General features: G+C 58.7%; 2 protein-coding genes. Both read right to left on the reverse strand.

Features of this window, described 5'->3' with window-relative positions; genetic code table 11:
- Positions 1–143: 143 nt before the first annotated feature.
- Complete coding sequence (locus WH265_RS24160) at positions 144–1,538, reverse strand: type II toxin-antitoxin system HipA family toxin (RefSeq protein WP_339559919.1); 1,395 nt, start codon at positions 1,536–1,538, stop codon at positions 144–146.
- Positions 1,522–1,953, reverse strand: coding sequence for a helix-turn-helix domain-containing protein (locus WH265_RS24165; protein WP_339559920.1), 432 nt, complete (start codon positions 1,951–1,953; stop codon positions 1,522–1,524). Before WH265_RS24165 ends, WH265_RS24160 begins: the two co-directional genes overlap by 17 nt.
- Between the last annotated feature and the right edge of the window lie 522 nt (positions 1,954–2,475).

Genomic DNA, 2,475 nt, shown 5'->3' on the forward strand with positions numbered 1-2,475 from the left:
CAGGGGCAGCCTTCTTTTGGGTACTTTTCTTGGCTGAGCAAGAAAAGTACCTCGCCCGCCGGGGCGAGACCCGGCCAACTGCCCTACGCAGTAGTAACAACGCCACATCCCAGAGGCCGCTGTGCGACTAGGCAGAGCAAAGCCTAAAGCGCACGCAGCTCCCGCCGCAACGCGGGACTCGCCATATCGTCCAACCGCCGAAAAGCCGCCCGAACATACGCCAAATCACGATCGGATGCGCCAAATTGCTCAAACTTCTCCAACGAAGCGCGTGTAGCCACCCACACATGGTGCATCGCCTCAACGGCTTCAGCACGTGAGTTATGGAAGGCCGACCATTGCGACAAGGCGTTGTCCAGGGTCGCTACCCGGCCTTCGTCCCCCACCGACAGATGCAGATAGCGCGTATGGGCCACCGTATTCATCGGCAGCACATCGTACAAAGGGCTCAGCCGCCAGCCCTTGGCTGCCACGTCGTAGATGAAGGCCTGATTGCGCAGATGGTCATCGTTGTTGTTGGCGATGATGTTGAACACCATGCGCTGGAAAATTTCCTTCACATCGCGGTCGATGAATGGCATGGCCACCTGCCTGCGGATGGCCTGGCAGATGTCCGCATACGAGCTGTTGGGCGCATCGTGCTCGTGCAACCCCATCAGCGTCAACGCAGAACAATAGGCAATCCGGCCTTCTTCGCGCTTGCCTCCGGCCGTTGGGGTTTGGGGGTCATAGGCCCAGCTTTCCTCCCCTTCGGCCAACACCTGTCCCGGCTCTGCCCAGTAGCGGTCAAAGCGGCGGATCAACAAGATACGTTGGCTGCCGATATCGAGCAGCTTGACCGGAGGGACGCGCAGGCCAGCGGCCCGCGCCAGCTCCAAGGCGCCGGTTTCCAGCACGGCATTGCAGGCCTTGTCGCCCTTGGAGGGGAACTTGGCCAACCAGAGAACACCCTGTTCATCGCGGATCGTGGCTTTCGGGCGCGCACCACCGGCAGACCCAAGCCCGTTGAAATAATGAAAGAATGCCTCGGGCACGGGCTCGTCGTTTTCTATGCGATCGGCGACATCCAACAGACGCTCCAGGTCCACCACCCCATAAGCCTCATCGCTCTCCGGGGAGTTGACCGCCAGCCGTACATCCAGCGCGCCAACTCGGTTGCTGCCAGCCTCCAGCAGATAAGCCACTTCCGGTAGCGTACCGCTGCGAAGCTTGTTCTCAATAACGCGGCGGCCCCAGGCATCGGGCGCAGCATCACGTATGCCACCGAACTCCGCCAGCCCAGGCAACACATGGCGCTGCTGACCGCCTTGCTCGCCAGCCAAAGGCAAGGCAGCCGGGTCCACCTCGATCGCGTTGTTGCGCTTCACATATTTCTTGCCATAGGCAAAGGTGGGGCTGCGATCCTCCGCAAGGTTCTCGAGCATGCCGGCGGGCACGAAAGCATTCTGTTGGCGAACGCCCGCGCCTGCGACATGCGCGAACACTGCGACTTGTTCAGGCGGATGCGTGTATTTGCTGCGCTTAGAAATCGTAGGCATCGGGCTTCTCCGTTTTTCCACGACGGGCGCTTGGGGCTCCTTTGCCTCTGGGCGTTGCTGGTGTCGGTGACGGCGGTGGTTGCCCTTCATGGACTTGGTTGCGTCTGGGCATGCGTACGCGCTTGCCGAGCAAGTCCGCCTGCATGTTCTTCACCGCGGCGATGTCGTCGGTGAGCAGCGCCAACAAGGAAGTGCGCGGTGAAATCGCATCCAGATAGCGCAGTAGCTGGCTCAAGGTGCGACTCTCGTCCCCGGCTTCAATCAGCACCGCCGTGGAACGAGACAGACCTGCCCGTGCTGCTGCCTCCGCCTGGGTGATGCGCATGGCCATACGCAGTGCGTGCAGCTTTTTGCCGAGCATGGATGCTTCGCTGAGCCTGTCTTTGGAGGTCCGGGTGGTTTCGTCGTATTTCATGGCATCGCCTCTGAGTGCTGCAAGGGGCAGCTTTCATGAAGTTGCTCATTTAATGTTTTTAATAACAGTCACTATTGTAAGTTAAGACTGAATTTAACAACAATAAATCGGGTGCTTGGTCTTCTAAGAAGATGTGGTTTATGCGCGTAATTTCAGTCTTAAATTTATTTAAGGACTGTTATTGGATACATTTAATGCGCTATTCGGAATGCACATGCTAGCGTAGTCAGGGCTCAACTGGTGGTAGTTGAGAATTGCGCTTCTTTATTGGCGCTGTTTACTACTGGCGTAGGGCAGCTGGCCGGATTTCGCCCGGCGGGCGAGGTACTTTTCTTGGCGACCAAGAAAAGTACCCAAAAGAAGGTCGCCCCTGCTGCTTGCGACCCTTCGCTTTGCGAAGGGCAACCTGTGTCGTGGCGTTTTTGGGGTGTGCCGCGAAACTCTCTACGCGCCAAGGCGCTCCGTTCGGACAGACGCGGCAAGCTAGTTCACGAAGCGCTGGCACTCTGCGGTGCCAGCGCC

Origin of the sequence: Comamonas sp. MYb396 (assembly GCF_037479555.1) — a bacterium.
Taxonomy (GTDB): Bacteria; Pseudomonadota; Gammaproteobacteria; order Burkholderiales; family Burkholderiaceae_C; genus Comamonas.